Raw genomic sequence first — 7,231 nt, 5'->3', positions numbered from 1 at the left:
TGAGATCATTAAAAAAATCGTCATAAATATAGATTTTTAATAATATTATGCATATAAAAGGATAAAAAACCGTTTAAATTCAATGATTTTTATTTCGCCCCGCAAACATAAAATAAGATTAAAACACTGTTTATTAATATTAATTTTTATAATTTTAGAATGATATTTATTGATATAATCTTTCTGCTCAATCACGTGGATAAAGCAGAAAAAAGTGCTTAATTAAGTAAACATGCACCGTTCGACATCATTTCTAATGTTCTAATATTTTACCAAAATCATCAATTGGGTAGAAAAAAGTTGCAAATTGTCTAGTCATCAGTATTTGCAGTAACTCAGTATTTTGTTATGACTAACTTGTGACTCAAATACCTCATTTTCTACAACTTCTTTTCTCGAATGAACATTATGAATGACTAGACAATGAATACCTCAACTAATACCCCAATTGCTTACTAATCAAATCCTTCATAATTTCTTCTGCGCCACCACCAATCATATTCACTTTGACTTCACGATAAATACGCTCAGACTTAGTACCGCGCATAAAGCCCATTCCCCCTAAAGTCTGTACAGCCGCATCCGCACAGAATTGCATGGTCTGTGTAGCGACATTCTTAGCCATACAAATTTGTGCAATTAAGTCACTGCCTTGTAATTCAACTTGCCCCATTCTATAAGCAGTATCTTCCAACAAAGCGCGTGTTGCAGTTAAACGAGTCGCCATATCGACTAATTTGTGACGCACTACCTGATGGTCAACTAAGCGTTTTCCAAATGTTTTACGCTCTTTCGACCATTCTAAAGCCTCTTGATAACAGACCAATGCATAACCATAGGCCATAGAAGCGAGCCAGAAACGCTCCATATTAAAGTTTTTCATAATCACTTTAAAACCAGCGTTTTCCTCACCTAACAGATTTTCTACAGGGACTTTGACTTGGTCAAAATACAGATGCGCTGTGTCCGATGCCCACCATCCCATCTTTTTCAAAGAAGATTTGCTAATCCCCTCGCTATGTGCATCGACCAATAACATAGAGATACCATTTGCACCTCTAATGTCAGGATTGGTACGTACTGCAACAGTGTAATAATCCGCCCGCATTCCAGAGGTGATAAAGGTTTTTTCGCCACTCACTAAATAGTAATCACCATCTCGAATGGCTTTCGTCTGCAATGCTGCAACATCAGAGCCACCACTCGGTTCAGTAATGGCTAGCGCTGAAATTTTTTCTCCAGAAATGATTTGCGGCATCACTTGATCACGAATATGGGGTTGAGCAAAATGATGAATGGGTGGCGTACCAATCGTATGAATCATCAATGAAATATGTACGCCACCTGAGCCTGCTTTTGCAGTTTCTACAGCAGCTAAAAATACATGAAATGCATCGGCATCCGAAATACCCCCATGTTCATCATCAAAACCTAGTCCAAGCAATCCAATATCGGCAGCTTTTTGATACAGCTCTCGTGGAAAGGTTCCTGCCTCATCCCATTCATTCACAAAAGGCGAAATTTCTTTTTCAACAAACTTTCTTACACTATCAGCAAATGCACGATGCTCAGCAGTGTAGTAAATCGGGTTATTTAAATGATCCATATTTTGTTATTCCCTATTTTCCCTATCATTTGTTATTTACAATCTAGCTTTTATTCATCATAACGTTGAATTAAAACATTAATAGCCCAATTGACGACTTGCAAGATCTTTCATGATTTCTTCTGCACCACCACCGATCATATTGACTTTAACATCTCGATAAATCCGTTCGGACTTGGTTCCTCGCATATAGCCCATTCCACCTAAAGTCTGGACTGCAGCATCTGCACAAAATTGCATGGTTTGCGTGGCGACATTTTTCAACATACAGATTTGTGCAATCAATTCATTGCCTTGCATTTCAGGTTTATTTAAACGATAAGCGGTATCTTCCAGTAATGCACGTGTCGTGGTCAAACGAGTCGCCATATCCACCAGTTTATGTCGAATGACTTGATGATCGACTAACCGTTTCCCAAAGGTTTTACGTTCTTTTGCCCATTCCAGAGCTTCTTCATAACAAGTCAAGGCAAAGCCATAACTACTCGCAGCTAAGAAAAAACGTTCCATATTGAAATTATTCATAATCACCAGAAAGCCCATGTTTTCTGCACCTAACAAATGTTTTGCAGGAACACGTACTTCATCAAAATGTAAATGTGCGGTATCCGAAGCCCACCATCCCATCTTGTCCAATTTACTTTTTGTGATCCCTTGACTGTGTGCATCAACCAATAGCATCGAAATACCATTCGGGCCTTTCGCATCAGGATCGGTACGGACAGCAACAGTGTAATAATCTGCACGCATGCCAGAGGTGATGAAGGTTTTTTCCCCACTGATAATATAATCGTCACCATCACGTACCGCTCTGGTTTTTAATGCTGCAACATCTGAACCGCCACTGGGTTCGGTGATTGCTAAAGCTGATATTTTATTTCCAGCTAAAATTTCAGTTAATATCGTTTCTTTAATTTCAGGTAATGCAAAGTGATTGATCGGTGGCGCACCAATAGAATGCGAAAGTAATGAAGCACATAAGCCACCCGATCCCGTTTTTGCTAATTCGATTGAAGACAAAAGCACATGGAATGCATCCGTGTCCGCAATACCACCATAATTTTCATCAAAGCCAATACCGAGTAAGCCAATATCAGCAGCTTTTTGATAGAGTTCTCGTGGGAACGTTTCTGCTTCTTCCCATTCATTGATATGTGGCATTAATTCTTTTTGGACAAATTTACGAACTGAGTCTGCAAATGCAAAATGTTGATCTGTATAATAAATTGGATTGGCTATCATTTCTTATTTGTATTCCTGTCTTATTTTCAAAGCTTATACTGACAGATTTTAAGTATTTTCACGTTGCAAAAACGATCAATTTCAATTGAAAATAATGACATTTTTAGCCAAATAACTTTTGATGAAATAACACTACTGCTCTATAAAATCCGTTAGAATCAGAAACAATTTGGTTCAAATTCTATATTTCTAAAAGATGACAACACTTACGCAATTTTTATCACGTTTTGGCTCAGCCACTCTTCAGCGCAGCTTGGGATATGTGAAAAAAATTGATTTAAACACTTTAGAGGTTTTCTTAAAAAAAGAGAATCTTTCTATCAATGCTGAAATTGAAGGTACTGATTTTTATGAAACTTCGATTACTTTTAATATTTTAAAAAACAAAATTATAGATACGGAATGTAGTTGCCCTGTCGGATATAACTGCAAACATGCAGCCGCACTGGCTCGATATTTTTATGATCACCAACATGAAAAGCCTTTTAGACAGTATTTAAATCTTAATCAAACGACAACAAACAGTACTCAGCAATCAAATTCAATCATCACCACACCTTCAACACGTCAATTTTCTACTACATCTACATCAAACAATCCAACACACCACACTGCTAAAACTTGGCTCAATCAATTTCGACAACAACTCGCACAAATTAAAGCATCGAATACGATATCCAATCATCAATTGATCTATATTTTTCAGCCTAAAAAAAATTCAACTAAATTACAACTCAGTGTATATAAGGTTCGTCGTAATAAAGATGGACAAATTCGAGATACCACACCATATACCAGTTATGACAATGTGCTGAATGGTCGTTTAAAGGTGAGCAATGAAGAAAAGAAAATCTTTAATCATCTATACTTTTTTGCCAAATTAAATTTTAACAATGCTCATTATTATCCGTCTGCATGGGATATTTCAGGAATTTACCAAGAGCAATTAAAAACTGCGATTAAAAGTGGTGATTGCTATAGTTTAAATGTTTTACAATCTGCTTTGGTATGGTCTGATGAAAACTATCGAATTGAATTTAATTGGCAAACACGCCCAGAACAACAAACTGAAAAACTAAAAGCTCAATTTTTTGATCAATATAATCAAAAGCTTGATGCTGAACATTCAAAGCAGATTTATATTATTCATTCTCACCCGCTCAGTTATTTGGATACATTGAGAAATCAAATTGGCGTACTTGAATCTTCATATTCGAGTGAAATGATTGAAGAATTGTTGAATATGCCACAAATGCCAGTTGAACTCTTGGCTGAATTTGAGCAAGTCATTCAACCTTATTCTATTTTTGAAGATTTGCCACAAGCTCAATCTGCCCAAAATATAGAAATAATCAAGGGGCAACCTTTAGCAATTCTGCGTTTTGGTACATTCCCTCAATATGATCGTTTAGGTCAAATGCATCACTATGCAATTGCTGAAATAGAGTTTGAATATCCAACTGGCCGCATAAAAGCTGGATTCCCAGATGAAAGTTTTATTACTTTTTCTAATAAGCAAACTGTCAAACAGCAACGTGATTTAAATACAGAAAAAGCTCAAATTGAACACTTAAAAAATGCAGTTCCATCATTACAATGGATCAAGAAAATCAATAAGAATAAACGCCCCGCTTTTGATGATATCACTGAAAATTCAGTGATTTGTGCAAATCCAACAGATTGGATCAACCAACTCCTTCCTGAAAATCAACTACAAAAATTGGGTTGGAAAGTTGAACATACGCCTGATAGCTTATTTAATTTAACTGCTGCACAAAATCTTGAATTTTCATTACTTGAATCAGATGAAAAGTCTGACTGGTTCAATGTTGGTGCAACTATCCAAGATCAAGATGGTCAGACTTATAATTTGATTGAATTATTAGGCAATCTTGTTGCACGAATGCCGATCATTTTAGAACCTGAATTTCTTGAACAGTTAGATGAAAATGGCTATTTCACTATAGATTTAGGTCATACCCATCCACAACTGGCTTTAAAAGTTCAAGATATCAAACCAATCTTTATTTACTTAAAGGAAATTCTACAACATCCTGAAGCCGTTGGATTTGATCGTTACGATGCGGTTCATTTTCTGGACTTACAACATCATTTAGGCATGCCTTGGCAAAACAATGATCGCCTCAAACAATTTGCTGAAAAACTACAACAAAGCTATCAAAGCCAAATTCCAACACCTCAAGGCTTTCAAGGTGAACTGCGCCCTTATCAGCAACAAGGTCTAGCTTGGCTACAATTTTTACGTGAAACTGAACATGGTGGTATTCTTGCTGATGATATGGGATTGGGCAAAACAGCTCAAACATTGGCACATCTACTTATAGAAAAGCACGCTGGACGCTTAGAACAACACCCTGCTTTGATTATTGCCCCAACTTCATTAATGCATAATTGGCGTAAAGAAGCAGAGAAATTTACTCCAGAATTAAGAGTTTTAGTTTTACAAGGCCATAATCGATTAGAACATTTTCAAGAGATTAAAAATGCGGATGTTATTCTCAGTACTTACCCACTCTTAGGACGTGACGAAGAGCACTTACTTGCCTATGAATATCACCTACTTATCTTAGATGAAGCACAAAATATTAAAAATCCAAAAGCAAAAGCTTCACAAGTTGTCCGTCAAATAAAAGCTAAACATCGACTGTGCTTAACAGGTACGCCAATGGAAAATCACCTCGGTGAGCTTTGGTCATTATTTCACTTTTTAATGCCAGGATTTTTATACAGTCAGGAAATTTTCAATAAAAGGTATCGAAATCCGATTGAGAAAAATGCGGATATTGCATCTAAAAACAAACTCATCTCCCGAATTAAACCCTTCATGTTACGTCGTCTTAAGACAGAAGTTGCAAAAGAACTACCTGAAAAAACCACGATTGAAGTCAATATCGATATGAATGCTCAACAGTCCAAACTGTATGAAGCAGTACGTGCCACCATGCAAAAAAATATTCGTGAAATTATTGCAGCGAAAGGTTTTCATCGTAGCCAAATTCAAATTTTGAGTGCTTTGCTAAAACTACGACAAGTGTGTTGCCACCCGAGTCTTTTAGAACTTGAACATATCAAAAATCAGAATGTTGAATCTGCAAAGTTAGATTATTTATTGCAGATGGTACAAGACATGGTTGAAGAAGGACGTAAAATTCTAATCTTTTCTCAATTCACAACGATGTTACAACTGATTGAAGATCAACTAAATATATTGAAAATTCAAAATGTAAAACTTACAGGAAAAACTAAAAAACGAGATGAAGTCATTACCGCTTTTCAAGCAGGCAATATCCCTGTCTTCTTAATTAGCTTAAAAGCAGGTGGCGTAGGCTTAAACCTTACCGCCGCTGATACTGTGATTCATTATGACCCTTGGTGGAATCCTGCTGCTGAAGATCAAGCTTCAGATCGAGCATGGAGAATAGGTCAAGACAAACCTGTATTTGTGTATAAATTGATTACTAATCAAAGTATTGAGGAAAAGATCCTTACTCTGCAAAAAAATAAAGCCAATCTTACTCAATCTATTTTAAGTATTGATCATGAAAATGAAGTGAAATTGACTGAAGATGATGTGATGAGCTTACTAGATTAAATAATGAAATTATTCATGTTTAAACAATAATCGGTCTGAGCATCAGGAACGTAAGATTAGACAGGAGTCAAATCTAACTAACCCATACAAAGAAACCCCGTCAGGATGATGGGGTTTCTTTTTATCTATGAATTTAAGTTTTATAAGCTTTTTAAATACTTGATAATCTCTTTATTTTCAGCCATTTTTGCAAGTTCTAAAGCCGTATACTCAGCTTTGTAATTGACATCTGCACCTTTGTGAATTAATAACTTTACGATTTCAATATATCATTATCAGGAATTATATTTATCTAATTTTTCACCAAATTTTGTTCACCTTAAAACATGTGTATAAAATAATTTAAGATGAATACCCCCAACGATGCTCAATAGGTAAACATTCCATACATAACTCTTTACCTTTATATGTACCACCATCCCATACTACAAAGTTATAATCAGTATCTAAGTCTATCCATAGTTGTTCTTTATTGAATCGCATAGGGTTTTTATCCCGATTTAACATCAAATTTTCACATTCGTTACATTGTATGACAGACATTTTCTGTGAAGCTATGAATCTCATATCTTGACAAATATATTTAAGACCATACTTTTCTAATAGTAATTTTATCTCTTTATCTAAAGACTCTAACCTTTCATCAAAAGTATTTCCAACTATTTCATCTTCACTTGTTTCAAAATAGCTATATAACCGTCGAATCGCATATTGCTTCATGCAAGCATCCTTTTTATAGTTCAAATTGAAAATATTATAATTTTTTTCAT

The 7,231-nt window shown here is 35.5% G+C and carries 4 protein-coding genes and 1 pseudogene; 1 reads left to right on the top strand and 4 read right to left on the bottom strand.

Going from position 1 to position 7,231, the window contains the following annotated elements:
* Nucleotides 1–436: 436 nt before the first annotated feature.
* Nucleotides 437–1,606, bottom strand: coding sequence for an acyl-CoA dehydrogenase family protein (locus tag D7V20_RS18040; RefSeq protein WP_120385302.1), 1,170 nt, complete (start codon nucleotides 1,604–1,606; stop codon nucleotides 437–439).
* 78 nt (nucleotides 1,607–1,684) lie between these two features.
* Nucleotides 1,685–2,848 carry an acyl-CoA dehydrogenase family protein gene (locus tag D7V20_RS18035; RefSeq protein ID WP_120385301.1) on the bottom strand — a complete coding sequence of 388 codons (1,164 nt, stop codon included), beginning with the start codon at nucleotides 2,846–2,848 and terminating at the stop codon, nucleotides 1,685–1,687.
* Nucleotides 2,849–3,044: 196 nt separating this feature from the next.
* Between D7V20_RS18035 and D7V20_RS18030 the strand changes: the two genes are divergently transcribed.
* Nucleotides 3,045–6,461, top strand: coding sequence for a DEAD/DEAH box helicase (locus D7V20_RS18030; protein ID WP_120385300.1), 3,417 nt, complete (start codon nucleotides 3,045–3,047; stop codon nucleotides 6,459–6,461).
* A 140-nt stretch (nucleotides 6,462–6,601) separates the two neighbouring features.
* Here the strand turns inward: D7V20_RS18030 and D7V20_RS20235 are convergent.
* Nucleotides 6,602–6,730 (bottom strand): annotated as a pseudogene (locus tag D7V20_RS20235) (ankyrin repeat domain-containing protein); the annotation flags it as partial.
* A gap of 73 nt (nucleotides 6,731–6,803) precedes the next feature.
* Nucleotides 6,804–7,231, bottom strand: a 428-nt coding sequence (locus D7V20_RS18025) for a hypothetical protein (protein ID WP_120385299.1), incomplete at its 5' end; no start/stop codon positions are given.

This window comes from Acinetobacter rongchengensis, from assembly GCF_003611475.1.
Taxonomy (GTDB): Bacteria; Pseudomonadota; Gammaproteobacteria; order Pseudomonadales; family Moraxellaceae; genus Acinetobacter; species Acinetobacter rongchengensis.
The sequence above is the reverse complement of the archived record's forward strand: the minus strand, read 5'-3'. Positions and strand labels throughout refer to the sequence as shown.